Annotated in this window: 21 protein-coding genes and 1 tRNA gene; 8 read left to right on the plus strand and 14 right to left on the minus strand. The window is 70.4% G+C overall.

Annotated features, from left to right (window positions below; translation table 11 throughout):
- Window positions 1-105 precede the first annotated feature (105 nt).
- Window positions 106-2,613, minus strand: a complete 2,508-nt coding sequence (locus ACWD02_RS40425; RefSeq protein ID WP_451221205.1) for an ABC transporter permease — start codon at window positions 2,611-2,613, stop codon at window positions 106-108.
- A gap of 120 nt (window positions 2,614-2,733) precedes the next feature.
- Complete coding sequence (locus ACWD02_RS40430) at window positions 2,734-3,504, minus strand: ABC transporter ATP-binding protein (RefSeq protein ID WP_344523294.1); 771 nt, start codon at window positions 3,502-3,504, stop codon at window positions 2,734-2,736.
- A 387-nt stretch (window positions 3,505-3,891) separates the two neighbouring features.
- Here ACWD02_RS40430 and ACWD02_RS40435 point away from each other — a divergent pair.
- A tRNA-Leu gene (locus ACWD02_RS40435) sits at window positions 3,892-3,974 on the plus strand.
- A 6-nt stretch (window positions 3,975-3,980) separates the two neighbouring features.
- Here the strand turns inward: ACWD02_RS40435 and ACWD02_RS40440 are convergent.
- Window positions 3,981-5,633 carry an IclR family transcriptional regulator domain-containing protein gene (locus ACWD02_RS40440; RefSeq protein WP_451221209.1) on the minus strand — a complete coding sequence of 551 codons (1,653 nt, stop codon included), beginning with the start codon at window positions 5,631-5,633 and terminating at the stop codon, window positions 3,981-3,983.
- A 129-nt stretch (window positions 5,634-5,762) separates the two neighbouring features.
- On the opposite strand from ACWD02_RS40440, the gene ACWD02_RS40445 reads away from it, so the two are divergent.
- The 3 genes from ACWD02_RS40445 (at window position 5,763) to ACWD02_RS40455 (ending at window position 9,394) form a co-directional block, all read left to right on the plus strand.
- A complete protein-coding gene (locus ACWD02_RS40445; RefSeq protein ID WP_451221212.1) occupies window positions 5,763-6,941 on the plus strand; it encodes a 4-hydroxybenzoate 3-monooxygenase in 1,179 nt (392 codons plus the stop codon).
- Window positions 6,942-7,015: 74 nt separating this feature from the next.
- The gene (locus tag ACWD02_RS40450; RefSeq protein ID WP_451221215.1) at window positions 7,016-8,413 is read left to right on the plus strand and encodes an MFS transporter; all 1,398 of its coding nucleotides are present in this window, start codon (window positions 7,016-7,018) and stop codon (window positions 8,411-8,413) included.
- A gap of 66 nt (window positions 8,414-8,479) precedes the next feature.
- Entirely contained in the window at window positions 8,480-9,394 is a 915-nt protein-coding gene (locus ACWD02_RS40455; protein WP_451221218.1) for a Bax inhibitor-1/YccA family protein, read from the plus strand.
- Window positions 9,395-9,496: 102 nt separating this feature from the next.
- On the opposite strand, the gene ACWD02_RS40460 is transcribed toward ACWD02_RS40455, so the two are convergent.
- Window positions 9,497-9,727, minus strand: coding sequence for a DUF4287 domain-containing protein (locus tag ACWD02_RS40460; RefSeq protein WP_361832622.1), 231 nt, complete (start codon window positions 9,725-9,727; stop codon window positions 9,497-9,499).
- A 102-nt stretch (window positions 9,728-9,829) separates the two neighbouring features.
- On the opposite strand from ACWD02_RS40460, the gene ACWD02_RS40465 reads away from it, so the two are divergent.
- A complete protein-coding gene (locus ACWD02_RS40465) occupies window positions 9,830-10,141 on the plus strand; it encodes a hypothetical protein (protein ID WP_451221222.1) in 312 nt (103 codons plus the stop codon).
- 43 nt (window positions 10,142-10,184) lie between these two features.
- On the opposite strand, the gene ACWD02_RS40470 is transcribed toward ACWD02_RS40465, so the two are convergent.
- From ACWD02_RS40470 to ACWD02_RS40480, 3 genes are all read right to left on the minus strand, one after another.
- Window positions 10,185-11,012 (minus strand): hypothetical protein, encoded by an 828-nt coding sequence (locus ACWD02_RS40470; RefSeq protein WP_451221225.1) that lies wholly within the window; start codon window positions 11,010-11,012, stop codon window positions 10,185-10,187.
- Between the two features lie 233 nt (window positions 11,013-11,245).
- Window positions 11,246-12,466 (minus strand): acetyl-CoA C-acetyltransferase, encoded by a 1,221-nt coding sequence (locus tag ACWD02_RS40475; RefSeq protein WP_451221228.1) that lies wholly within the window; start codon window positions 12,464-12,466, stop codon window positions 11,246-11,248.
- Between the two features lie 159 nt (window positions 12,467-12,625).
- Window positions 12,626-13,633, minus strand: a complete 1,008-nt coding sequence (locus ACWD02_RS40480; protein ID WP_451221408.1) for an SGNH/GDSL hydrolase family protein — start codon at window positions 13,631-13,633, stop codon at window positions 12,626-12,628.
- Window positions 13,634-13,797: 164 nt separating this feature from the next.
- Between ACWD02_RS40480 and ACWD02_RS40485 the strand changes: the two genes are divergently transcribed.
- On the plus strand, window positions 13,798-15,189 hold the full coding sequence (locus ACWD02_RS40485) for a cystathionine beta-synthase (protein ID WP_363211666.1): 1,392 nt from the start codon (window positions 13,798-13,800) through the stop codon (window positions 15,187-15,189).
- A 275-nt stretch (window positions 15,190-15,464) separates the two neighbouring features.
- On the opposite strand, the gene ACWD02_RS40490 is transcribed toward ACWD02_RS40485, so the two are convergent.
- The 7 genes from ACWD02_RS40490 to ACWD02_RS40520 all read right to left on the minus strand — a co-directional run bounded on the left by ACWD02_RS40490 (window position 15,465) and on the right by ACWD02_RS40520 (window position 21,622).
- A complete protein-coding gene (locus tag ACWD02_RS40490) occupies window positions 15,465-16,250 on the minus strand; it encodes a phosphodiesterase (protein ID WP_451221232.1) in 786 nt (261 codons plus the stop codon).
- Window positions 16,251-16,323: 73 nt separating this feature from the next.
- A complete protein-coding gene (locus ACWD02_RS40495) occupies window positions 16,324-16,746 on the minus strand; it encodes a hypothetical protein (RefSeq protein ID WP_363211643.1) in 423 nt (140 codons plus the stop codon).
- A gap of 11 nt (window positions 16,747-16,757) precedes the next feature.
- A complete protein-coding gene (locus ACWD02_RS40500) occupies window positions 16,758-18,170 on the minus strand; it encodes a purine-cytosine permease family protein (protein ID WP_451221236.1) in 1,413 nt (470 codons plus the stop codon).
- A gap of 63 nt (window positions 18,171-18,233) precedes the next feature.
- The gene (locus tag ACWD02_RS40505; protein WP_451221411.1) at window positions 18,234-19,169 is read right to left on the minus strand and encodes an ABC transporter substrate-binding protein; all 936 of its coding nucleotides are present in this window, start codon (window positions 19,167-19,169) and stop codon (window positions 18,234-18,236) included.
- 20 nt (window positions 19,170-19,189) lie between these two features.
- Window positions 19,190-19,861 carry an ABC transporter permease gene (locus ACWD02_RS40510; protein ID WP_451221239.1) on the minus strand — a complete coding sequence of 224 codons (672 nt, stop codon included), beginning with the start codon at window positions 19,859-19,861 and terminating at the stop codon, window positions 19,190-19,192.
- A 1-nt stretch (window position 19,862) separates the two neighbouring features.
- Window positions 19,863-20,510, minus strand: a complete 648-nt coding sequence (locus tag ACWD02_RS40515; RefSeq protein WP_451221242.1) for an ABC transporter permease — start codon at window positions 20,508-20,510, stop codon at window positions 19,863-19,865.
- On the minus strand, window positions 20,507-21,622 hold the full coding sequence (locus tag ACWD02_RS40520) for an ABC transporter ATP-binding protein (protein ID WP_451221245.1): 1,116 nt from the start codon (window positions 21,620-21,622) through the stop codon (window positions 20,507-20,509). The genes ACWD02_RS40515 and ACWD02_RS40520 overlap by 4 nt, the downstream gene beginning before the upstream one ends.
- 151 nt (window positions 21,623-21,773) lie before the next feature.
- Here ACWD02_RS40520 and ACWD02_RS40525 point away from each other — a divergent pair, with 151 nt between their 5' ends.
- Window positions 21,774-23,333 carry an aromatic amino acid ammonia-lyase gene (locus tag ACWD02_RS40525; protein WP_451221248.1) on the plus strand — a complete coding sequence of 520 codons (1,560 nt, stop codon included), beginning with the start codon at window positions 21,774-21,776 and terminating at the stop codon, window positions 23,331-23,333.
- The gene (locus ACWD02_RS40530; RefSeq protein ID WP_451221251.1) at window positions 23,330-24,163 is read left to right on the plus strand and encodes a MurR/RpiR family transcriptional regulator; all 834 of its coding nucleotides are present in this window, start codon (window positions 23,330-23,332) and stop codon (window positions 24,161-24,163) included. The genes ACWD02_RS40525 and ACWD02_RS40530 overlap by 4 nt, the downstream gene beginning before the upstream one ends.
- Window positions 24,164-24,222 lie beyond the last annotated feature (59 nt).

Consider the following 24,222-nt stretch of genomic DNA (forward strand, 5'->3'; position numbering starts at 1 on the left):
GACGGGGAGCAGATCTGGGGCGACGGCTCCACCTTCAAGGGCAACGACATCGAGCGGTTCTACCGGTACGGGCTGCTCGCCAACCCGCACCTGCGCCGGCCGGTGCTATTCGGCCTTGATCGCCATCAGCGGGTTCAACTTGGCCGCGCTGCGGGCCGGCCACACCGCCGCGAGGACGCCGACCAGGCCCGCGATGCAGAGGAAGATCGCGATACGGCCGAGCGGGATCTCCATGGAGTACGTCTTCAGCGTGCCGGAGATGCTGTTGCCCGCGACCCAGCCCATGAAGAGGCCGAGGCCGATGCCGAGCAACGCGCCGAACAGGGAGATGATCACCGCTTCCAGGCGCACCATCTGCTTGACCTTCGCGCGGTCGAGGCCGATGGCCCGCAGCATGCCGATCTCGTGCTTCCGCTCGAAGACCGACATGGCCAGGGTGTTGATGACGCCGAGCACCGCGATCAGGATGGCCATCGCCAGGAGGCCGTAGAGCATGTTCAGCATCATGTTGATCGCGCCACCGATCTCGTTGCTGATCGCGTCCTTGTCCTGGATCTTCAGGGCAGGGTTGTCGCCCAGGGCCTTGACGATGGAGTCCTCGGCCTCGGCGGAGGTGCCGCCCTCCATCTTCACCAGGACCTGCTGGTCGGTGATCTTGGACATGTGCGCGTCGACCACGGCGAGCGGCGTGAACAGGCCGTCGATCATCTCGTTCTGCTGGTAGATGCCGGCGATCTTCAGCTTGACCGTCTTGTCGTCATCGAACGTCACCGGGACGGTGTCGCCGGTCTTGAGGCCCTTCTTGTCCGCGGTCTTCTTGTCCAGGAGCGTGGAGTCCCCCTGCAGACCCGCGAGCGAGCCACTGGTGAAGTCCAGGCTCGCCACCTTGCCGAAGTCCTTCTCGTCGACGCCGGTGACCTGGCCGTACGAGCCGTCGAGCTCGCCGTAGGTGGTGCGCAGCGGGCTGCTCGCCTCGACGTCGGGGAGCTTGTCCAGCTTCTGGCGGACCTCGGGGGTCAGCGGCTCGTAGTTCGCCATGGAGACGGTGTAGTCGGCCTTCAGGGAGTCCGCCGCCATCTTGTTGATGGCGCTGCTCATGGAGGTCGCGACCACCGTCATCGCCGTGATGAGGGTCAGGCCGATCATCAGGGCCGCGGCGGTGGAGGCCGTGCGGCGCGGGTTGCGCACCGAGTTGAGCCGGGACAGCTTGCCCGGGACGCCGAACGGCTTCAGGAGCGGGGCCGACGCGGCGATGAACGGGCGCGACAGGAGCGGTGTGAGGACGATGACGCCGACGAGGATCGTCGCGGCGCCGCCGGACATCACGTAGTTGTCGTCCATGAACATCATGACCGTGCCGATGGCGACGATGACCGAGCCGATGGTGTTGCGCACGACGAGACCGCGCGTGGTCGGCGTCGCGTGGACGCTGTTCATCGCGGCGACCGGCGGGATCTTCGCGGCGCGGCGGCCCGGCAGCCAGGCGGCCAGCATGGTGACGACCACACCGATGATCAGGGCGACGACGATCGTGGTCGGTGCGATGACGATCGGCCCGTCGGGCAGCGAGGCGCCCGCGGAGTTCATCAGGGACTCCAGGCCCAGGGCCACGCCGATGCCGAGCGCGAAGCCGGTCACGGCGGCCACCAGACCCACGATGAACGCCTCGATGAGCACGGAGCGCGTCACCTGACGGCGCGAGGCGCCGACGGCGCGCATGAGCGCGAGCTCCTTGGTGCGCTGGGCGACCAGCATGGTGAAGGTGTTGGCGATGATGAAGATGCCGACGAAGAGCGCGATGCCGGCGAAGATCAGCAGCACCTGGCTCATCGAGCTGGTCTGCTGCTCGATCATGTCGTCCTGGTCGGACTTGAGCTCGGCGCCGGTCAGGGCCTTGGAGTCCTTCGGGAGGATCTTGTCGATCGAGCTCTTGAGCGCCGTCTCGGAGGTGCCCGCGGCGGCCTTCACGTCGATCTCGTCGTACTCGGTCTTGCCGAGGACCTTCAGCGCGGTGTCGTTGTCGAACACCACCAGGCTGCCGCCCGCGAGGACGCTGCCGTCCTCGGTGTCGAAGACACCGCTGATCTTCGCCGTCTTCACCGGTCCGTCGGTGGAGTAGCGGACCGTGTCGCCGACCTTGTATCCGGTGCGCTCGGCGGTGCGCGCGTCGAGGGCGATGTCACCGGCGGACTTCGGGGCGGCGCCCTTGGTGAAGTCGTAGCGCGGGTCCTTGCCGTCATCGGCCGGGAAGTAGTTGGCGCCCGAGGTGCCCCACTCGCCGCCCACCAGTTTGCCGTCCTTGTCGGCGAGCGCGGTGAAGCCGGTGACGCCGGCGATCGCGGAGTCGGCTCCGGGCAGGCTGTCCGCCTTCTTGAGCAGGGAGTCGGTCAGGCGCGGCTTCTGCTTGGTCTCGTCCTCCTCGCCGCCGAACTGCTGGATGGCGACGGAGACGTGGTCGAAGCTCTTGGCCGACTTGTTCTTGTAGGCGTTGCCGAAGGTGTCGGTGAAGACCAGGGTGCCGGAGACGAAGGCGACGCCGAGCATGACGGCGAGCACGGTCATCAACAGCCTGGCCTTGTGCGCGAGCACGTTGCGCAGGGCGGTACGGAACATGGGTGTGAGTCCTGGTGGGGGAGAGAGGGAGGGCTCCGAAGGGGGCCCGAAGGGGCGCGGGGAACTGCGCGACCAGCCACGACGTATCCGCAGGCAGCGCCTACGGACGTCGTACGGCGCTTAGCTGGTCCTCCCCTTCGCGTCGAAGTCCTTCATCCGGTCGAGGACGCCGTCCGCCGTCGGCGAGAGCATCTCGTCGACGATCCGCCCGTCGGCGAGGAAGATCACGCGGTCCGCGTACGCCGCGGCCACCGGGTCGTGGGTGACCATGACGACGGTCTGGCCCAGTTCGCGCACGGAGTTGCGCAGGAAGCCCAGGACCTCGGCGCCCGAGCGCGAGTCCAGGTTTCCGGTCGGCTCGTCGCCGAAGATGATGTCGGGCTGCGAGGCGAGCGCGCGGGCCACGGCCACACGCTGCTGCTGCCCGCCGGAGAGCTCGGTCGGCCGGTGGCTGAGCCGCCCCGCCAGACCGACCATGGAGATGACCTGCTCCAGCCACTGCTTGTCGGGCTTGCGGCCCGCGATGTCCATCGGCAGCGTGATGTTCTCCAGTGCCGTCAGCGTCGGAAGCAGGTTGAAGGCCTGGAAGATGAAGCCGATCTTGTCCCGGCGGAGCTTGGTGAGCTGCTTGTCCTTGAGGGTGGAGAGCTCGGTCTCGCCGATCCGCACGGAGCCGCCGCTGAAGCTGTCGAGGCCCGCGACACAGTGCATCAGGGTCGACTTGCCGGACCCCGAGGGACCCATGATCGCGGTGAACTCGCCCTGCCGGAAGTCGACGGAGACATGGTCCAGGGCGACCACCTGGGTCTCGCCCTGTCCGTACACCTTGGACAGGTCCGTGGCGCGTGCGGCCACCGCGGTGCTGCGGGCGGCGAAGGGGGTGGTGGTCACGGGGCGGTGCTCCTGTCGGGACGACGAGTGGGGACGTACTCCATCGTGCTGGCAGATCCGCGCCATGTAGTCAGCCGCTGTTCCGGTTCCGGGGGCCCTCTGCAGTCGGACTCCGGGAGCCCGTGTCATACCTGGGGATGACCCCCGCCCCTGACACAGGTAGCACTCGCCAGTGACCCGCAGGCGCCGCGTAGGCGGCTAAATTCCGTCATTCCGTCCCGGAGGCCGCACAGCGGTGGAAGGGCCTGCGGCATGTACCGATGGGCCGTACCGGTGGCTGATGCACCCTCAGACGTCAATAAAATAAGACAACATCGGGCTGTTGTTCCGCTGTTCGGGGGACGCCTCCCGATAGGGTCGAATCACTTGATGCGGAGCCCATGGCCTGCCCGGATGGTGGAATGCAGACACGGCGAGCTTAAACCTCGCTGCCCCTAGCGGGCGTGCCGGTTCAAGTCCGGCTCCGGGCACCTCCGCTAAGGCCTCGGCGGGTACGTGCGCCAAGGCATCAGCGCCCCGTTGAAGCGTGCCGCCGTGTGCAGGTCCGTTTCGATTGCTGTTGCTGTTTCGTGCAGGGCGGGGAGCAGTGTTTCCACGGTTTTCGCCAGTGGCGCCGTTCCCGCGTGCTGGGCCACGTTCAGGGCGGCGATCACGTGGCCCTCGGCGTTCTTGATCGGTACGGCGACCGAGCGCAGGCCCTCCTCCAGTTCCTCGTCCGCGGTGGCGTGGCCGTCGGCTGCGGCGCGGTTCAGGATGTGGTGCAGGGCCGCCGGGTCGGTGACCGTGCGGTGGGTGAGGGGGCGGGGCGGGGCGGCCTTCAGGAGGCGCTCGCGGTCCTTTGGGGGCAGGCCGGCGAGCAGGACCCGGCCCATGGCCGTGGGGTAGGCGGGGAAGCGCGTGCCGAGCGTGATGTAGACGCTCATGACGCGGACGGTCGCCGCGCGTGCCACGTACAGGATGTCCGTGCCGTCGAGCACCGTCACCGACGCCGACTGGTGTACGCGGTCGGTCAGTTGGCGCAGGTGCGGCTCGGCGATGTCGGCGAAGCCGAGGCGGGACAGGCGGGCGTAGCCGAGCTCCAGGATGCGGGGGAGCGGGCGGTGGAGGCGGCCGTCGTGCGCCGCGTACCCCTCCAGTTCCAGGGTGTGCAGGCAGCGGCGTGCGGTGGCCCGTGGCAGGCCGGTGGCGGCGGCGATCGCGGTGAGCGGCAGGCCGTCGCCGTGGGCCGGGCCGAGGGCGCGCAGGACGGCGAGGCCGCGGGCGAGCGACTGGAGGAAGCCGGGGCCGAGTTCGGCCTTGGCCGCGGTCGTGTCCAGCGGCTGATCGGGCGTCAACTCCCCTTTCGGATACGGCGGTGCGGCCGCCGGCAGGGACTCCAGGTACGCCGCCTCCTCGCGGAGTCGTGGCAGCACGAGCTCCGCAAGGCCCCGCGCCGTGTGCCTGCTGGTGTGGCTCACCGCGGACAGGGCGTACCGCGGGCGGCCCACCGCGTCGCGCACCGGGACCGCCGTCGCGATCAGGCCCGGCTCGATCAGCTGGTCGTCCAGCGCCCAGCCCGTCTCGCGCGAGCGCTCCACCCGCTCCGCGAGGTCCGGGGGCGGGGCCGCGGGGCCGGGCGGCAGCGCGGGGAAGGCGTGCCCCCCGGGGTCGGCGGCCACGCGTGCCCGCCACCCCGCCCACTCCGCCTCGTCCCACTCGGCGGCGAACAGCGCGCCCGGCGCGCACCGCTCGGCGGGCAGCAGATCGCCGATGCGGAAGGCCACCGACATCGCGCGGCGCCGCGCCGCCTGCGTGACGAAGCGGACGCCGTCGCCGTCCGGCACCGCGAGGGACACCGACTCGTCCAGCTCGTCCGCGAGCCGGGCGGTGCGCGCCGCGACCTCGCCGCTCAGCCCGCTCGCCGCCAGGTAGGCGTTGCCGAGCTCCATCAGGCGGGGCGTGAGGTGGAGTTCCTGGCCGTGCTCGCGTACGTAGCCGAGGCGGGCCAGCGTCGCCACGACCCGGTCCACCGTCGATCGGGCCAGGCCGGTCGCACGCACGAGGTCGCCCGCCCTGACCTGTTCGCCGACCGCGAGGGCGCGGAGCACCGCGAGACCGCGCTGAAGGGGGCGTACGGACTCTTCCGGCATGGCGCTGCTCCTCGGGCGGTGGAAATCGGGTGCCCCGCAACCGTTGACAGCCGCTGGGTCCGGTCGGAGACTCCCGTCAGCACATTATGAACGAAAGTTCACCAGACGAACAAGGGGAGAGGTCGGCCGATGCGCACCACCGTCGGAATCATCGGAGCCGGACCGGCGGGCCTGCTCCTCGCCCGCCTGCTGCACAACGCGGGCATCGATTCCGTCGTCCTGGAGACCCGGGACCGCGCCTACGTCGAACAGCGCCAGCGCGCCGGAATCCTGGAACAGGGCACCGTCGACGTCCTGCGCGAGGCGGGCGCAGCCGCCCGCATGGACCGCGAGGGCATCCCGCACGACGGCATCGAGCTGCGCTTCGACCGCCGCAGGCACCGCGTCGACTTCCCCGCGCTGACCGGCGGCCGGTCCGTGATGGTCTACGCCCAGACCGAGGTCTGCAAGGACCTCATAGCTCTCCAGCTCGCCGCCGGGGGCCCGCTTCTCTTCGAGGCCGAGGCGCTCGCCGTCGAGGGCGCCGAGACCGAGAACCCCAGCGTCCGCTTCCGCCACCAGGGCCGCGAGGACGTCCTGGAGTGCGACTACGTGGTGGGCTGCGACGGCTCCTGGGGCGTGGCCCGCAAGGCCGTGCCCGCCGATGTCGCCCAGGTCTTCGAGCGGACGTACCCCTTCGGCTGGCTCGGCATCCTCGCCGACGTGCCGCCCTCGCACGACGAACTGGTCTACGCGCGCCACGACCGCGGCTTCGCCCTCCTGTCGATGAGGTCGCCGACCGTCACCCGCGCCTACCTCCAGGTCCCCGCGGGCACCGAGGCCGCCGACTGGGGCGACGAGGAGATCTGGGACGAGCTCGACCGCCGCCTGGAGACGGACGATCGGCAGTGGACCCTGAAGCGCGGGCCCATCACCGCCAAGTCCGTCACGCCCATGCGCAGTCACGTTCACGAGCCCATGCGGCACGGACGCGTCTTCCTCGCCGGGGACGCCGCCCACATCGTCCCGCCCACCGGCGCCAAGGGCCTCAACCTCGCCGTCGGCGACGTCGTCACCTTCGCCCGCGCGCTCACAGAGCTCCGCGAAACCGGCTCCGACGCCCGCCTTGAGGCGTACTCCGCGACCTGCCTGCGCCGCGTCTGGCAGGCCGAGCGCTTCTCGTACGCCATGACCACGATGCTGCACCGCGCTCCCGAGGCCACCCCCTTCGACGACCGCATCCAGCTCGCCCAGCTGGACCGCATCACCACCGCCCGTGCGGCGGAGACCGACCTCGCGGAGAGCTACACGGGCTTCCCGCTCGACTGAGCCCGCCGCGTGAACCCCCGTCCCCACCAGGTCCCACACATCCCCACCAGGTCCCACAAAGAAGTGAGAACCCCGTGACCGCTCCCCAAGGCGCCGCGCCCCGGCGGACCTTCAGATCCGTGGCCCCCGTCATAGCCCTGTGCTGGCTCGTCGTCTTCTTCGACGGCATGGACGTCAACATCTACGGCGCCGTGATGCCGCACCTCATCGACGACAAGGACTTCGGCTTCACCACGTCGACCGCCGGCACCATCGGCTCCTGGACCACCTTCGGCATGCTGATCGGCGCCCTCGGCTGCGGCACGCTCACCGACTGGATCGGCCGCAAGCCGATGGTCACGGGCAGCGTCGCGCTGTTCTCCCTGGGCTCCGCGATCTGCGCGCTCGCGCCCACCGCCGCCGTCTTCGGAGGCGGTCGTTTCATCGCCGGGCTCGGGCTCGGCGGCCTGATGCCGATCAGCCTCGCGATCGTCGCCGAGTTCGCGCCGCCGCGCAGGGCAGCCCTGGCCACCGGCCTGATGATGACCTCGTACCACGCGGGCGGCATGGCGGCCACGGGCCTCGGGCTCTGGCTGGGGCCCGACCACGGCTGGCGCGTCGTCTTCTGGGCCGGCGTCATCCCCGCGGCCGTCGCCATCCCCCTCGTACTGAAGTGGCTCCCCGAATCGCCCGGCGTGCTGCTCGCCAAGGGCCGCACGAGCGAGGCAGAGGCCGTCGCCGCCCGGTACCTGCTGCCGTCCCCGACGCTCGCCGAAGCCCCCGCGGCGGGCGCCAAGGGCCGCTTCGCCGCCGTCGCCTCGCTCTTCACCCCAGGTCAGCGGCTCGCGACCCCGCTCCTGTGGCTCGCTTCCTTCGCCGGGCTCCTCCTCGTCTACGGGGTCTCCACCTGGCTCCCCGAGCTGATGCGCGCCTCCGGCTACTCCCTCTCCTCCTCCGTCACCTTCCTCATGGTGATCAACGCGGGCGGCATCGTCGGCATGCTGGTCGCGGGCCGGGCCGCCGACAAGTTCGGCGCCGTGCGGATCTCCGCGATCTGGTTCCTGCTCACCGCCTGCGGAACCTTCCTGCTCAGGGCCGAGCTGCCGCTCGGAGTCGCGTACGTGATCGTCTTCATGACCGGCATCTGGCTCTTCTCGGCGCAGGTGATGGTCTACGCCTCCGCCCCGTCCGTCTACACGCCCGCCCAGCGCGCCACCGGGCTCGGCTGGATCACCGGCATCGGGCGCACCGGCGCGGTCGTGGGGCCGTGGCTGGGAGGTGCCGTCGTCTCCGGCGGAAACGCGTCCCTCGGATTCACCACGTTCGCCGTGGCCGCCGTGCTCGGAGCCGTCGCGATCTCGCTGGTGCCACTCGTCCGGCGCAGCCGCCACACCCCGGCCGACGAGGGAGTATCACCCGCCGGACCGGGAACAGGGAGCACCGGGCCGAACGTTCTTGGTCACAAGGAGGGAAAGATCCTCCCCAAGCACTAGGGTCTTCCTTTTGCCTACGCATTACTCTTGACCCAAAGCCACACACGGTGGCCATGGAGGAGTGAAATGAGGAGCAGTAACCCGGTCTTCTCGCGACGGGGGTTCAGCCGCGACAACGGCTACGCGGGCTTCGGCACGCAGCCGCAGGCCGGGGGACCCGCCGTCGGGACGCAGACCCAGCAGGGCAACCCGTACGCGGGTGCCGGCCAGCAAGCGCCCACCAATCCGTACGCGACGAACCCGTACGCCCAGCAGGACCTGCAGCACGGCGCCCCCCAGGCGCCCGTAACCACCGCAGGCCGCATGACGATGGACGACGTCGTCCTGCGTACGGCCACCACGCTCGGCACGCTCCTGGTCACGGCCGCGCTCGCCTGGGCGCTGCTGCCGGTGGACGACGCCAACATCAGCAAGTCGTACGGCATCGCGATCGGCGCAGGCCTCGTCGCGATGGTGCTCGGCCTGGTGCAGGCCTTCAAGCGCAAGGCTTCGCCCGCGCTGATCCTGACGTACGCCGCCCTGGAAGGTGTCTTCCTCGGCGTCGTCTCCAGCGTCGTCGACAACCGCATCGCGGACGGCGCGGCCATGCAGGCCGTGCTCGGCACGATGGCCGTCTTCGCCGGTGTCCTGATCGCCTACAAGGCGGGCTGGATCCGCGTCAACCGTCGCTTCTACGGCTTCGTGATGGCCGCGGCGATGGGCTTCCTGCTGCTCACCGCCGTGAACCTGCTGTTCATGGTCTTCGGCGGCGGTGACGGCCTCGGCTTCCGCAGCGGCGGCCTCGGCATCGTCTTCGGCATCGTCGGCATCCTGCTCGGCGCGTGCTTCCTGGCCCTGGACTTCAAGCAGGTCGAGGACGGCATCGCGTACGGCGCGCCGAAGGAAGAGGCCTGGCTCGCGGCGTTCGGTCTGACGATGACGCTCGTCTGGATCTACCTCGAGTTCCTGCGTCTGATCGCCATCCTGCAGGGCAACGACTGACGCGCCTGACTCGACGAAGGGCCCCGCGGAACATGCGTTCCGCGGGGCCCTTCGCCGTTGTGTGAGGTTGCGTGTGAGGTTGTGTGAGGGGGACAGGGGGAGTCAGAGCAGCTTGCGCGCGGCCCGGCGCAAGTCGTACTCGTGAATGATTGCCTTGGCGTGCCCATAAGCCAGGTTGTGCTCCGCGCGGAGCCAGCTGACCTTCTCCTCGAAGCGGAAGAGAGAAGGGCCTTCGTCCACGGCGCGGATCCAGTCGGAGATCTCACGACCGGTGCAGTGGGGGATTCGGGCGATCAGGTTGCGGTGGGTCTCCTCGGAGAAGACTTGTGACATCGGCGCCTCCGGACGCGTCGCGATGTGTTCCGGCCTTCACGCCACCGTGCCTGAGCGTTGGGGCGTTGGCAACAGTCCCGCCCGGGCGCATAAGGTCGCCGGGTGCTTGATACGACGCCTTTGACGGCCGCAGTGGACCAATTCGCCGACCGCTTGCGGGCCGCCCCGCAGAGCCGCTTGCAGCGGGGGGCGGCGACCGAGGCGCTGGCTCTGGCCAGGGAACTGGCGGCGTGGGCGCAGCGGATCGAGGTGCCGGACGCGGAGCCGCGGGAGATGCCGGACGCCGGGATGTTCGCGGCGGCCGACCAGATCACGGTGGCGGGGCGGGATTTGGCCCTTGTGCTCGACGACGAGAGCCAGCTCGCCGAGGCGCTGACGCTCGTGGAGAAGGCGCAGAAGCGCGCCGGGGTATGACGGGGGTGTGGGCCGACCCCGGCGGGCGCCGGGGCCGCTTCGGTCAGACCGACGCGATGACGCGGTCGGCCAGGATGTAGACGTTCTCGGTGCCGCACTCGAAGGTCAGTGCGTAGGCGCCGGAGATTCCGGAGCCGCCGAGCAGGACCGGGGTGTGGCCGTCGCGCAGGGCGTCGGCGAGCAGCTCCGCGGTCTCGCGGTGGCCCGGCGTCATGCAGAGCGTGGTGCCGTCGGCGAAGACGTAGACGTCCAGCGTGCCGAGCGGGCCCGGGCGGACGTCGGCGAGTGCCGTGCGGGCGTCGGCCAGTTCCTCAAGACAGGCGACAGTGCGCTCGTGGTCGCCGTTGACGGGCGACTGCACCGGCACGAAGTCCGGGTGCGAGGGGTGGCGGCGGCGGGCCGCGGCCAGCTCCGGGGAGTCGCCCGCGAACTCGTCGACCGGATCCGCGTACGGCTCGATGACCGGCTCCAGACTGTCCGACTCCAGTCCGGCGAGGTCCGCCTGGCGGGGCAGGAACAGCTCGTCGGCCATGTCGGAGAGGCCGGGCAGGCCGCTCAGCAGGGAGGGCGCGTCCGAGGCGTCACGGGCCTCCTGGGCGGCCCAGAAGGCGCGCGCCTCGGCCAGCTCGCGCTCCCGTTCCTCGGCGAGGGCCTCGGCGACAGCCGTGCGTATCTCGTCGGCGTCCGCGGTCGTGCGGGCGGCCGGCACGGTGGCGTGCGCGGTGGCCGAGTGGCTGTCGGCCAGCTCGGTGCGCAGGGCGGTGATTTCGGCAAGCTGCTTCCGCAGCCCGTGCACGGCGTGCAGGGCGGCGGCACCCACGGCCGTGGCAGCGGCCGTGGAGAGCAGCAAGGCAATAGGCAGAGCGCTCACTGACGTACTCCCGGTTTCAAGTCGACCCCCGACTTCCTACATCAGCTTGAAGCCTGCACGATCCACCTGTCAGTGCATTACGTCACGAATTGGACAGGTCTTTCGGCCCGGTGTTTATCCACAGATGCGCTCTGACCTGGTCATATGCATCTCCCCCAGGAGATAGGTCACATCCTGGGGGAGATTGAGTCACGAATCAATGGAGACGCGGGGGATTCGCGGGGGTCAGAGGGTCAGCTGAGGCGCTCGATGACCATGGCCATGCCCTGGCCGCCGCCGACGCACATCGTCTCCAGACCGAACTGCTTGTCGTGGAACTGGAGGCTGTTGATGAGGGTGCCGGTGATGCGGGCGCCGGTCATGCCGAAGGGGTGGCCGACGGCGATGGCACCGCCGTTGACGTTCAGCTTGTCGAGCGGGATGTTCAGGTCGCGGTAGGAGGGGATCACCTGGGCGGCGAAGGCCTCGTTGATCTCGAAGAGGTCGATGTCGTCGACGGTGAGACCGGCGCGGGACAGGGCCTGCTTCGACGCCTCGACCGGGCCGAGACCCATGATCTCGGGGGAGAGGCCGGTGACGCCGGTGGAGACGATGCGGGCCAGCGGGGTCAGGCCGAGCTCGCGGGCCTTGGTGTCGCTCATGATCACGAGGGCGGCGGCGCCGTCGTTGAGCGGGCAGCAGTTGCCCGCGGTGACCAGGCCGTCGGGGCGGAAGACGGGCTTGAGGCCCTCGACGCCTTCGAGGGTGACGCCGGCGCGGGGGCCGTCGTCCTTGCTGACGACGGTGCCGTCGGGGGTCGTCACCGGGGTGATCTCGCGCTCCCAGAAGCCGTTCTTGATGGCTTCCTCGGCGAGGTTCTGGGACCGGACACCGAACTCGTCCATGTCCTTGCGGGTGACGCCCTTGGCGCGGGCCAGGTTCTCGGCGGTCTGCCCCATCGCGATGTAGGCGTCCGGGATCAGGCCGTCCTCGCGCGGGTCGTGCCAGTTCGAGCCCTCGGTCTTGGACACGGCCTCCGTGCGGGCCTCGGCGTCGGCGAAGAGGGGGTTGTGGGTGTCGGGGAGGCCGTCGCTGGACCCCTTGATGCTGCGCGACACCATCTCCACACCGGCGGAGATGAAGACGTCGCCCTCACCGGCCTTGATGGCGTGCAGGGCCATGCGGGAGGTCTGCAGGGAGGACGAGCAGTACCGGGTGATGGTGCAGCCCGGCAGGTGGTCCATGCCCATCTGCACGGCGACGATGCGGCCGAGGTTGTGCCCCTGCTCGCCACCCGGCAGACCACAGCCGAGCATCAGGTCGTCGATGAGCCTCGGGTCGAGCTCGGGGACCTTGGCGAGGGCGGCCTCGATGATCGTGGCGGTCAGGTCGTCGGGCCGCAGATCCTTCAGGGAGCCCTTGAAGGCGCGACCGATCGGGGTGCGGGCGGCGGAGACGATCACGGCTTCGGGCATCACGGCACTCCAGTGACGAGGGGGCAGGACTCCTTGGGAAGTTACCTGCACGTATCGCCCTGGGTCATCGGGCGGGGACTGTGATGCGGACCGCATTTTTCTAAGCGCTTGCTCAGGCTGGCGGGGGCGCCTTTGGGGGGACGGCTCCCCCCCAAAGGGCTACCGCGGCAGCGGCGAAGGGTCCGGGGTGTGGTGGATCCGCCTGCGGCGGCGGCGCTTGATGAGCGCCCAGGGGCCTCGCGGACCCGTGGGCATGGCTGCCGCCACCTCCGTGCCGCCCTCCGACGCGGCCTGCGCGGCAGCACGCGCCACCGGCAGGAAGCCCTCCCGGCGGGACACGTCGGGGCGCTCCTCCTCCGGCCACAGGCCCAGCGAGGCGCACAGCGTCGGCAGTACCGCCATCGCCGCGGTCGCGTACCCCTCCGCGGAGGGGTGGTAGTTGTCGGGACCGAACAGCTCCCGCGGGTTCGCGAGGAACTCGGGGCCCAGCAGGTCCCCGAGCGACACCGTGCGCCCGCCCTGCTCGACCACCCCGATCGTCTGCGCGGCGGCCAGCTGGCGCGACACCCGCCGTGCCATCCAGCGCAGGGGTTGGTAGACGTTCTCGACCGTGCCCAGGTCGGGGCACGTGCCGACCACCACCTCGGCCCCCGCCGTCCGCAGCCGCCGCACCGCGGACGACAGAAGCCGTACGGAGCGCGTCGCCGGCATCCGGTGCGTCACGTCGTTCGCGCCGATCATGATCACGCAGACGTCCGGCACCCAGGACGACAGGTCGGAGAGGAGCAGCGTCACCTGCCGGTCGAGGTCGTCCGACTGGGCGCCCGGCAGCGCCACGTTCCGCAGCTCCACCGGCCGCTCCGCCACCGCCGCGAGCCCTGCCGCGAGCAGCGCGGCGGGAGTCTGCCTGGCCCGGTACACACCCTGCCCCGCCGCCGTCGAATCGCCGAGCATCGCGAACCGCAGGGGTTCCGCCCCGTCCGGCCGGTCCGCGTAACCCCAGCCGTAGCGCCCGTCCGCCCGCGGTGGAGCCGGATGCTCCCCGCTGTTCCCGACGGACCGCTTCGCCAGCTGGACCTCCGCGAGGACCACGCCCACGGCCGCCGCTCCGACCAGTCCGATACCTCCGCCGCCGTAAGCCGCGCCCGCCGCGATCCGCCGCGCCACCCTCGCCCTCGACATGCCCTGCAGCCACCTCCTCGTACCGCCCTACATCAACTCATTGCCCCGTAAGGACGGTCGGCCAATCGCAAGCGGAGGTGAACGACTGAACGGGACCCTTAGGCTGACGACACCCATTCGTCGCACTACATCGCAGCCCGGAGACAACGGTGCAATTCCACGACTCGATGATCAGTCTCGTCGGCAACACCCCGCTGGTGAGGCTCAACAACGTGACCACGGGCATCCAGGCGACCGTCCTGGCCAAGGTCGAGTACTTCAACCCCGGCGGTTCCGTGAAGGACCGCATCGCGCTGCGCATGATCGAGGCGGCCGAGCAGAGCGGGGAGCTGAAGCCCGGCGGCACCATCGTCGAGCCCACCTCCGGCAACACCGGGGTCGGCCTCGCCATCGTGGCCCAGCAGAAGGGCTACAAGTGCATCTTCGTGTGCCCGGACAAGGTGTCGCTCGACAAGATCAACGTCCTGCGGGCGTACGGCGCCGACGTGGTCGTCTGCCCCACGGCCGTGGACCCCGAGCACCCGGACTCGTACTACAACGTCTCCGACCGCCTGGTGCGCGAGACGCCCGGCGCCTGGAAGCCCGACCAGTACAGCAACCCGAACAACCCCCTTTCGCACTACCACTCCACCGGCCCTGAGCTGTGGGAGCAGACGGAAGGGAAGATCACCCATTTCGTGGCGGGCATCGGGACCGGCGGCACCATCTCCGGCACGGGCGGCTACCTGAAGGAGATCTCCGAGGGCCGGGTCACCGTCGTCGGCGCCGACCCCGAGGGGTCCGTCTACTCCGGCGGCTCCGGGCGCCCCTACCTCGTCGAGGGAGTCGGCGAGGACTTCTGGCCGACCGCGTACGACCGGAACGTGACCGACGAGATCATCGCGGTGTCCGACAAGGACTCCTTCCAGATGACGCGGCGGCTCGCGAAGGAGGAAGGGCTGCTCGTCGGCGGGTCCTGCGGGATGGCCGTCGTGGCCGCGCTGCGCGTCGCCGAGCGGCTCGGACCCGACGACGTCGTGGTGGTGCTGCTGCCCGACTCCGGCCGCGGCTACATGAGCAAGATCTTCAGCGACGAGTGGATGAACGACTACGGGTTCCTGGAGCAGGCGGGCGACGCGCCTCGCGTCGGTGACGTACTGCGCCGCAAGGAGGGTGGCGAGCTGCCCTCACTCGTCCACATGCACCCGGAGGAGACGGTCGGCGAGGCCATCGACGTACTGCGGGAGTACGGCGTCTCGCAGATGCCCATCGTCAAGCCGGGCGCGGGCCACCCGGACGTGATGGCCGCGGAGGTCATCGGCTCCGTCGTCGAACGCGAACTCCTTGACGCCCTGTTCGCGCAGCGCGCCTCGCTCGGTGACCCGCTGGAGAAGCACATGTCGGACCCGCTGCCGCAGGTCGGTTCCGGTGAGCCGGTCGCCGACCTGATGTCGGTGCTCGGCAGGGCCGACGCGGCGATCGTCCTGGTCGAGGGCAAGCCGACCGGTGTGGTGAGCCGTCAGGACCTGCTGGCCTTCCTCGCGGAGCAGCAGGGCCAGTAGCCGCCGGGCGTGCCGGAAGACGCGAGCGGCGCGGCGTGGGACGAACTTCGCGGAAGTGGTACGAGCGCGACACGTCCGCGCAGCACCCGCTTAACACGCCTGCGGCACATTGGTGGTTGTCGGCGTACAGGAACTCCGGAGCGGCTCCCGGACCTCTGAACGCCCGGACATGGGCCCGGTCCTGACCCGGCCCACGTCCCCCGCGGGGACCGCCGTCGTCCCGCCCCCTGGGAAACCGGGGGTGCGGCGGTCCCCGCGCATGAACTTCGTATACGTCAGTACCCCTGGATCTGCGCCGCCGCGTGGCTCACCGCTGCCGTGTGCGTGGCCCAGCCGGTGGGCGTCCGCACGTGGAGCTGGAACGCCGTCGGCTCGGGTGCGTAGCCCATGGGGCGGTCCGGGCTCAGGGCGAGGGCGCTCTGGAGCCACGTGGAGGGGGCGGTCGACAGGGTCGTGCCCGCGTAGGCCCCGGTGGTCGGGCGGTGGACGTGGCCCGCCAGGACGCGGGCCACGTGCGGGTGTCGGGAAAGGACCTCCGCCAGGGCCTCGCTGTCCGTGAGGCGCATGCCGTCCAGGTACGGGATGCCGATGTCCGCCGGCGGGTGGTGCAGACAGACCAGGGCGGGGACCTCGGAGCGGCCCGCCAACGTCTCGTCCAGCCAGGCGAGTTGCGCCTCGCCCAGCGTGCCGTGCGGAGCTCCCGGCACCTTCGTGTCCAGGGCGATCAGGGTCAGGTCGGCGTACTCGACGGCGTAGTGCGTGCTGTGTGCGCCGCCGAGCTGCGGCTCGCCGCCGAACGCCTTGACCAGGGCAGCGGGGTCGTCGTGGTTGCCGGTGGTCAGGTGCAGGGGCAGCGGGAAGCCCGCGATGAGTTCGCGCAGCTGCTCGTACTCGTCGGGGCGGCCGTGTTCCGTCAGGTCGCCGGTGATCACGACGCAGGTGGGCCGGGGTTCCAGGGCCAGGACGCGGGCGAGCGCGCGGCGCAGGCCCGCCGCCGGTTCGGACGCCAGCGGGCCGGTGGTGAGGTGCGGGTCACTGAGGTGTGCGACGGACAGGGTCATGAGGGAACGGTCCGCCCCGGGCGGGGCGCCGCGCCACCGGTCCTGCTGACAGCAGAATCCCGCGGCGCGGGCCTCAGTCGTCCCACTCCGACTTCCGTCCGCGGTCCTTGCCGCGTCCGAAGCTCATGCCCCGCATCGAATGCACCGCGTTCACGCCGACGATGCCGCCCCAGGTCACGAAGAGGCCCGGCAGGTCCGCGTTGACCACGCCGATCGCCGAGAGGGGGATCGCGAGGATCAGCGAGACGATGCCGAACCCGAAGCGCTCGCCCCAGGAGTCCACGGGGCCGTTCGGCGCGCGGGATCCGCGGGCGACGACCATCTGCTGCTCGGCCATGTGCCGGCGCATCCGCCGGTCGATGGTGCCGTCAAGGCGCTGCTCGACCTTTTCGAGGAACGAGTCGACCAGCGCGGACTCATACTCTTCGCCCAGCTCTTTGCGAGCATGCAAAGAGGCGTCGAGTTCCTTCTTCAGTTCGGCGTCTCGGGCTTCCATAGTCTTTTACGTTACGCAGCGGACGAGGCCCTGACAGTGGGGCTATCCCCCCTTTCCGCGGGGATGTGCGACGTGTCGCGGCGGGCGAGCAGCCAGTACAGGACCGCGGGGACCACGAGACCCACGATCCACGAGATGTCCGCGCCGCCGAGGGGCTCCACCAGCGGGCCGGTGTAGAAGTGCGTGACCAGGAAGGGCAGCTGGGCGAGCAGCCCCACCCCGTAGACCGTCAGCGCGTCCCAGCGCCAGGCTCCGTAGCGGCCGTGGGGGTCGGAGAGCGCCGGGATGTCGTAGCGCTCCTTGGAGATCAGGTAGTAGTCGACCAGGTTGATCGCGGACCACGGCGTGAAGAACGTCAGGAGGAAGAGCAGGAAGTCCTTGAAGGACGTCAGGAAGCTGTCCTTGCCGAGCAGTGCCACCACCGTGCCCGCGACCATGATCAGGGCGATGTACGCGCTCCTGCCGCGCGGCGAGAGGGTCTTCTGGCCCCGGAAGCCGCTGATGCTCGTCACCATCGACATGAAGCCGCCGTAGGTGTTGAGCACGTTGATGGTCAGCTTGCCGAGCGCGATCACGAAGTACAGGAACGACGCGATCAGGCCCGTGCCGCCCAGGCCGACCACGTATCCCACCTGGTTGTCGAGGAACGCCCCGCCCGCGCTAGCCGCCACGAGCACGCCGAACGTCATGGACCACTGCGAGCCGAGCGCCGACCCCGACAGCGTCCACCAGAAGGTGGCCCGCCCCGACGTCGTACGCGGCAGATAGCGGGAGTAGTCCGCGACGTAGGGGCCGAAGGCGAGCTGCCAGGAGGCCGAGAGCGAGACGGCGAGCAGGAACATCGGCAGGTCGAAGTGCGCGTCGTTCAGGAGCGCCGAGAGGTCCACGCGGTCCAGGAGGCGGATGCCCAGGTAGATGAAGGCGAGCGCGCAGATCACGCTCGCCACCCGGCCCAGGACGTGGATCACGCGGTAGCCGACGGCCGCCACCACTGCGGTGATCACCGCGAAGACGATGATGCCGGTGGTGTCGTTCGTGTGCGTCAGCCGGGCCGTGGCCTGTCCGGCGAGGACGCTGCCGCTCGCGAAGAAGCCGACGTACATGAGGATGACCAGGAGGAGCGGTACGACGGCTCCGCGCACCCCGAACTGGGCGCGCGACTGGATCATCTGCGGCAGGCCGAGCTTCGGTCCCTGCGCCGAGTGCAGGGCCATCACCGCGCCGCCGAGCAGATTGCCGAGCAGCAGCCCGATCACCGACCACACCACGTCGCCGCCGAAGACGACGGCGAGCGCGCCGGTGACGACCGCGGTGATCTGCAGGTTCGCGCCGAGCCAGAGGGTGAACTGGCTGAACGCGGTGCCGTGCCGTTCGTCGTCGGGGACGACGTCGATGGAGCGACGCTCCACGAGAGTGTCTGCCATGAGCCGGTGAACTCCCTGCTGGCTGTGCTGTTTCTGCGGGTGGGCTGCTTCTGCCGGGCAGAGCTACTTCTTCTTGATCCCGTGCCGCGCGGCCCAGTCGTTCGCGACGTCCTCGGGGTCCTTCTTGTCCTTGTCCACCAGGCGGTTGAGCTCGGTGAGGTCCTTGGTCGTCAGGGCGTTGCCCAGGCGGGCGAGCGCCTTGCGGACCGTCGAGTCGGCCTTGCGGTCGGCGATGAGCGGGACGACGTGCTGGCCGGGGATGAGGTTCTTGGGGTCGGTGAGCACGACCCACTTCTCGGCGACGATGTCCGTGTCGGTGGTGAAGAGGTTCGCCACGTCGACGTCGCCCTTCTTCAGGGCGCCCTTGACCAGCGGTCCCGAGGAGTCCAGGGACTTGAACTCCTTGAACTCGACCCCGTACACGTCCTTGAGGCCGACCGAGCCCACCGTGCGCTTCTTGACCTCGGGGGCGGCGCCGATGACGAGCTTGCCGTTGTGCTCGGCGAGGTCGCCCAGGGTTTTCAGGCCGTACTTGTCGGCGGTCTCCCGGGTGACGGCGAAGGCGTCGGAGTCCTCGGCCTTGCCGTAGGGCAGGATCTGCAGGCCGCGCGGCAGGGCCATGGCGAGGGCGTTCTGCATCTCGCCCTCCTCGGTGGCCTTCGCCTTGGTGTCGAGGTAGTGCAGGAGCGCGCCCTGGTACTCGGGCAGGAGGTCGATGTCGCCGCCCTTGAGTGCGGGGATGAGGATCTCGCGGGTACCGAGGTTGGGGCGGACGGTCGTCTTCACGCCTTCCGCTTCGAGGGCGGCGGCGTAGAGGTAGCCGAGCACCTGGTTCTCGGTGAAGTTGGCGGTGCCGATGGTGACGCCGTCCTTGCTGGAGCCACCGCCTCCGCCGCCGGAACCTCCCCCGTCGAGGGAGGTGATGCCGCCGCTGCAGGCGGCGAGCGCGGGGACGGACGCGGCGGCGAAGAGCCCGCCGAGGAGGGTCCTGCGGTTCATGGGGGCCATCTGGGTTGCTCCTAGGCCGACTTGGCGGGGCGGTGACGGAAGAGGGCGCGCTGCAAGGCGGAGAGCGCGAGATCGAGGACGACGGCGACGACCGCCACGAGCACGGCACCGCCGAGCACCTGCACGAGGTCACGCTGGGCGAGCCCGTCGAAGACGTACCGGCCGAGCCCGCCGAAGGAGACGTACGCGGCGATGGTGGCCGTCGCGACGACCTGGATGAGCGCGAGCCGGAGCCCGGTCATGATCAGCGGCATGGCGAGGGGCAGTTCGACCTGGAAGAGGACCTGGTGCCAGCGCATGCCCTGGCCGCGCGCGGCGTCCCGTACCTCGGGGTCGACCGCGGTCATCCCGGCGTAGGTGTTGGTGACGATGGACGGCACGGCGAGGGCGACGAGGGCGATGTAGACGGGCCACATGGACAGGCCGCTGGCCAGGAAGACCAGGACGACGAGGCCGACCGTGGGCAGGGCGCGCCCGAAGCTGGACAGGTTGATGGCGACGAAGGCGCCGCGCCCGGTGTGCCCGATGAGCAGGCCGACCGGCAGCGCGATGGCGGCGGCGATCAGGGTCGCGAGCAGGGAGTACTGGAGGTGCTCCAGGAGGCGGTGGCCGATGCCGTCGGGCCCGGCCCACTGCTCGCCGCTGACCAGCCAGGCGCCGAGATCCTTGAAGAGTTCGTACATGTCACGCGCTCCTCTTGCGGCGGGTCCAGGGCGTCAGGACGTACTGGAGGGTGACCAGCAGCGCGTCCGCGACGAGCGCGAGGAGCAGGGTCAGGACGACGCCGACGATGACGGGGGTGGGGAAGTTGCGCTGGAACCCGTCCGTGAAGAGCTGGCCGAGTCCGCCGTCGCCGATGTACGTCGCCACGGAGACGAGCGAGATCGCCATGACCGTCGCGATCCGTACGCCCGCCATGATCACCGGGAGCGCGAGGGGGAGTTCGACGGTGAGGAGGGTGCGCAGCGGGCGGGTGCCCATGGCCTTCGCGGCTTCCTTCGTCTTGGCGGGGACGGAGTCCAGGCCCTCGACGGTGTTCCGCAGGAGCACGACGAGCGTGTAGATCGTCAGGCCGATGACGGTGGTGGTGCGGGTGAGTCCGCTGACCGGCAGGAGCAGCACGAAGACGGCGATGGACGGGATGGTGAACAGGACGTTCGACAGGCCGAGCAGCAGTCCGCGCAGGGGGCGTACGCGGTGGGCGACGACGGCCAGGGGGAGCGAGATGAGCAGGCCGAGCAGGACGGCGGTGAGGGCGGCCTGGAGGTGGGAGAGGGTGAGGGTGGTGAGGTCGTCGGTGTGGTCGGCTATCCACGACCAGTCGATGCTCATACGTCGACCTTGCGCGCGTCACCCGTCGTGCCTGAGTCGTCCGTGGTGCTGGTGTCCGACGCCTTGTCCGGGTCCCCCGTACTCGCCTCGGTGTGTACCTGCCCCGCGTGGTCGTGGATGTCGTCGCGGGACGTGACGCCGGTGAGGACGCCTGCCGCGTCGACCCGGGCGACCAGGCCGCTGGGGGCGGCTATCGACTCGTTCAGGGCCGACAGGAGCGAGTCCGTGTCCCGCAGCGGGCGTACGGGGACGTCCGCCGCGTCACCGTCCTTGTGCCGCCAGGCCAGCGGGGCCCCGGCGGAGTCGAGCCGCAGCGTCCAGGCGCCGCCCTCCGGGGCCGGGGCCTGCGGGACCTCGGCGAGCGTCGTCAGGGAGAGCAGCTTCAGGCCGCGCTCGGCGCCCAGGAAGTCGGCGACGAAGCCGTCGGCGGGGCGGGCCAGGAGCTCGGCGGGCTCGGCGCACTGCACGAGGTGGCCGCCGGTGCGGAAGACGGCTATGCGGTCACCGAGCCGGACGGCCTCGTCGATGTCGTGCGTGACGAAGACGATGGTCTTGTTCAACTCTCGCTGAAGGCGCAGGAGTTCGTCCTGGAGCTGGGTGCGGACCACGGGGTCGACCGCGCCGAACGGCTCGTCCATCAGAAGCACCGGCGGGTCCGCGGCGAGCGCGCGGGCCACGCCCACACGCTGCTGCTGGCCGCCCGAGAGCTGGTGCGGGTAGCGCTTCCCGGCGTCGGCGGTGAGGCCGACCGTCTCCAGGAGCTCCGCCGCCCGCGCCCGCGCCTTCTTGCGGCCCCAGCCGAGCAGCAGCGGCACCGTCGCGATGTTGTCCAGGACCGTGCGGTGCGGGAAGAGCCCGGACTGCTGGATCACGTAACCGATGGAGCGGCGCAGTTCGGCGGCGTCCTGCTCCAGGACGTCCTTGCCGCCCACCCTGATCGTCCCGGAGGTCGGATCGACCATCCGGTTGATCATGCGGAGCGTCGTCGTCTTGCCGCAACCGGAAGATCCGACGAGGACGGTCACGCCCCCTTCCGGCATCTCAAGGCTGAGGTCGTGGACCGCGGTTGTGCCGTTCGGGAAGCGCTTGTGGACCGTATCGAATTGGATCATGAGGAGTCCCTTGCCCGGCTGTATATCGTCATGCAGAGTTCTCGTTGACTGAATAGATTGTCAATAGCTTGGCCATGCCCCGAGGTAAATCACTGGTAACGAGTGGTCGCAGGGCAAGACGGAGCGTCCGGTTGAGGAGGAATTACGAGTGATGTCGTCTCGTATCGCGGACAGGGCGACCGACGGCAGTGACTCGGTCGTCGTCCTGGACGGCCGGGGACTGATGGTCGCAGATGTCGTACGTATGGCCGAATCCACCGCAAAGCCCGTACCCGGAACGGACGGCATGAAGCGCGTGGAGCTCTCCTGGAACGCGGCGCGGGAGATCGCCTCCTGGGGCCGTGTCTATGGCCGCTCCACCGGCGTGGGCGCCAACCGGAATGAGTCCGTGCCGACCGAGGCGGCCGCCGACCACGGTCTGCGGCTGCTGCGCAGCCACGCCGGGGCGATCGGGGCGGAGCTGCCCGCGCGGCAGGTGCGCGCGATGCTCGCGGTCCGCGCCAACCAGCTCCTCGCGGGCGGCGCGGGCCTGCGCCCGACCGTCGTCACGGCGCTCTGCCAGGCCCTGGAGACCGGCGCGTACCCCAAGGTCAACGAATTCGGCTCGGTCGGTACGGGCGACATCGCCGCGCTCGCCCAGATGGGCCTCGCGCTCGCGGGCGAGCACCCCTGGCAGGGGCCGGGGGTCGCCCCCGAGCCGCAGCCCCTCGACAACAACGACGCGCTCGCCCTGATCAGCAGCAACGCCCTGACCCTCGGCCAGTCCGCGCTCGCCCTGCACGAACTGCGCGGCCTGATCGCGGCCACGCAGGTGGTGGCGGCGCTGACCCTGATGGCGGTCGACGGTTCGTACGAGGCGTACGCGCTGCCCGTGCACGAGGCGCGGCGCCACTCCGGTTCGTACGCGGTCGCCGAACGGATGCGGCAGATTCTCGGCGCGCCCGACCGCCCCACGCCACCGCTCGGCCGCATCCAGGACCCGTACGGCCTGCGCTGTGTGCCGCAGATCCACGGGCCGGCGCACGACGCGGCGGACGCTCTCGAAGATGTCCTGACGGTGGAGATCAACGCGGCGGCGGAGAACCCGCTGATCTCGGCGGAGGACATGGCGGCCTACCACCACGGCGGTTTCTATCTCGCCCAACTCGCCCTGTCCCTGGACCACTTCAGGCTCGCCGTGACGCAGGCGGCGCGTCTGTCCACGTCCCGCCTCTCGACCCTGAACGAACCGGGCTTCACCCGTCTTCGCCCCTTCCTCGCGGACGGCGAACCGGCGTCGTCGGGCGTGATGATCCTGGAGTACGCGGCCGGCGCGGCCCTCGGTGACCTGCGGGCCTTCTCCGCGCCCGCCTCCCTCGGCCACGCGGTGCTCTCCCGCGGGGTCGAGGAGCAGGCCAGCTTCGCCTCGCTGGCCGCCCGCCAGACACTGCGGGCGTGCGAGGCGTACCGGCTGGTCGTGGGCTGTGAACTGGTCGCCGCGGTACGGGCGTTGAGGCAGCGGGACATGCGCCTCGACCCGGATCTTCCGGTCGGCAGGGCCTTCGAGCTCGCGGACGCGGTACTGGACGCGGAGCTGGCCGACCGGCCGTTGACGGATGATGTGACGGCGGCGGCCGGGCTGCTCGACCGGTTCACGGAGCTGTGGTCCGGTCTGGGCGCCGGGAGCGGAACGGGCCCTGAAGGTCAGGGCGTTGTGAGGGGAACGGTATGAGTGACAGTCCTGCGGCGCGGCTGCAAGTGCTCTTCGAGGGCCACCGGCTCACGCCCACCCAGCGGCGCATCGCGCACTGCATGGTGCGGCGGGCGGCGGACGTCCCCTTCCTCTCCAGCGTCGAGCTTGCGGAGCTCGCCGGGGTCAGCCAGCCCTCGGTGACCCGTTTCGCGGTGGCGCTCGGCTTCGACGGCTACCCGGCGCTGCGCAGGCATCTGCGGGAACTGGCACCCGCGGAGGCGGCGGGCGGGGACTCCCTCAACGAATACCAGCAGGCGGTCGAGGCGGAGATCGCGAACCTGCGGCACCTCGCGGAGGTGCTCGCCGACCCCGCGCCGGTCGAGCGCGCCGGACGGCTCCTCGCCTCGTCCCGTCCGCTCCCGGTCCTCGGCCTGCGGGCGGCCGCGTCCCAGGCGTACGGCTTCTCGTACTTCGCGGCGAAGGTGCACCCCGACGTACGCCTCCTCGACGAGGGAGGCACGATGCTGGCCGACCGGATCGACGCGGCGGTGCGGGCCGGTGCGACGGCGCTCCTGTGCTTCGCGCTGCCGAGGCACCCCCGGGAGGTGGTGGACGCCCTCGCCCACGCCCAGGACGCGGGCCTCTCCGTGGTGACGGTGGCCGACTCGGCGTTCGCGCCCGTGGCGGCGCACTCCGACCTCCTCCTCCCGGCGGCGGTCGGCACGGGCCTCGCCTTCGACACGGCCTGCGCGCCGATGCTCCTGGGCCGCGTACTCCTGGAGGCCATGTGCGACGGACTCCCGGACGCGCAGGCGCGGTTGGAGGAGTTCGACGCGGGGGCGGCGGCGCGGGGGCTCTTCGTGGAGTGAGGCGCAAGAAACGGCGGACCGGGCCCGAAGGACCGGTCCGCCGTTCCTGTGTTTCCGGC

This window comes from Streptomyces sp. NPDC002853, assembly GCF_053591915.1.

What these genes read in the sequence shown, in the direction of transcription:
- ACWD02_RS40425 (WP_451221205.1), bottom strand. Translation starts at nt 2,613, where the DNA reads ATGTTCCGTACCGCCCTGCGCAACGTGCTCGCGCACAAGGCCAGGCTG.
- ACWD02_RS40440 (WP_451221209.1), bottom strand. Translation starts at nt 5,633, where the DNA reads ATGCCGGAAGAGTCCGTACGCCCCCTTCAGCGCGGTCTCGCGGTGCTC.
- ACWD02_RS40445 (WP_451221212.1), top strand. Translation starts at nt 5,763, where the DNA reads ATGCGCACCACCGTCGGAATCATCGGAGCCGGACCGGCGGGCCTGCTC.
- ACWD02_RS40455 (WP_451221218.1), top strand. Translation starts at nt 8,480, where the DNA reads ATGAGGAGCAGTAACCCGGTCTTCTCGCGACGGGGGTTCAGCCGCGAC.
- ACWD02_RS40460 (WP_361832622.1), bottom strand. Translation starts at nt 9,727, where the DNA reads ATGTCACAAGTCTTCTCCGAGGAGACCCACCGCAACCTGATCGCCCGA.
- ACWD02_RS40475 (WP_451221228.1), bottom strand. Translation starts at nt 12,466, where the DNA reads ATGCCCGAAGCCGTGATCGTCTCCGCCGCCCGCACCCCGATCGGTCGC.
- ACWD02_RS40490 (WP_451221232.1), bottom strand. Translation starts at nt 16,250, where the DNA reads ATGACCCTGTCCGTCGCACACCTCAGTGACCCGCACCTCACCACCGGC.
- ACWD02_RS40495 (WP_363211643.1), bottom strand. Translation starts at nt 16,746, where the DNA reads ATGGAAGCCCGAGACGCCGAACTGAAGAAGGAACTCGACGCCTCTTTG.
- ACWD02_RS40500 (WP_451221236.1), bottom strand. Translation starts at nt 18,170, where the DNA reads ATGGCAGACACTCTCGTGGAGCGTCGCTCCATCGACGTCGTCCCCGAC.
- ACWD02_RS40505 (WP_451221411.1), bottom strand. Translation starts at nt 19,169, where the DNA reads ATGAACCGCAGGACCCTCCTCGGCGGGCTCTTCGCCGCCGCGTCCGTC.
- ACWD02_RS40510 (WP_451221239.1), bottom strand. Translation starts at nt 19,861, where the DNA reads ATGTACGAACTCTTCAAGGATCTCGGCGCCTGGCTGGTCAGCGGCGAG.
- ACWD02_RS40515 (WP_451221242.1), bottom strand. Translation starts at nt 20,510, where the DNA reads ATGAGCATCGACTGGTCGTGGATAGCCGACCACACCGACGACCTCACC.
- ACWD02_RS40520 (WP_451221245.1), bottom strand. Translation starts at nt 21,622, where the DNA reads ATGATCCAATTCGATACGGTCCACAAGCGCTTCCCGAACGGCACAACC.
- ACWD02_RS40525 (WP_451221248.1), top strand. Translation starts at nt 21,774, where the DNA reads ATGTCGTCTCGTATCGCGGACAGGGCGACCGACGGCAGTGACTCGGTC.
- ACWD02_RS40530 (WP_451221251.1), top strand. Translation starts at nt 23,330, where the DNA reads ATGAGTGACAGTCCTGCGGCGCGGCTGCAAGTGCTCTTCGAGGGCCAC.